Here is a 573-nt window from a genome sequence, read left to right as displayed (position 1 = left end):
CGCCCTGGCGCGCGCCAAGCTCGCGGCGGGCCAGCTGCGTGCCCGCGCCGAGAACGAGGTCGCCGAGCTCCTCGCCACCACGCGTCGCGAGGCCGAGGAGCTGCGGTCGACCGCAGCCTCCGAGTCGGAGAGCACCCTGACCTCCTCCCAGCGGCGGGCCGAGGAGCTGGTCAGCTCGGCCGAGCGCGAGGCGGCGCGCATCCAGAGCGCCATCACCACCGAGGAGAGCGAGCGCCGCACGGGTCTCGAGCGCGAGCTCGGCACGTTGCGCGCCACCGTCGAGCGCGAGACCACCGAGCTCCGGGTCACCACCGAGCGCGAGGCGGCCGAGCTGCGCACCAGGACGCAGAACGAGACCGCCCGCCAGCGCGACGAGGCCGAGCACTACGCCCAGGACCTGCGTGCGACGGCCGACGCAGAGACCACCGAGCTCCGCAGCCGCACGGAGAACGACGCCGCCGCGATGCGCACCGAGGCCGACGAGTACTCGGCAGCCCTGCACACCGAGGCCGACGAGTATGCCGCGCGGGCCCGGACCGAGGCCGAGGGCGAGACCGCCGAGCTCCGACGGGA

At 75.4% G+C, this 573-nt stretch carries 1 pseudogene; it reads left to right on the top strand.

The features are described from left to right. A pseudogene (locus L0B03_RS18925) lies at positions 1 to 573 on the top strand (hypothetical protein); the annotation flags it as partial.

This window comes from Actinotalea sp. C106 (assembly GCF_023630195.1).
Lineage (GTDB): Bacteria > Actinomycetota > Actinomycetes > Actinomycetales > Cellulomonadaceae > Actinotalea.
This window is presented reverse-complemented; position numbering and strand designations above follow the sequence as displayed.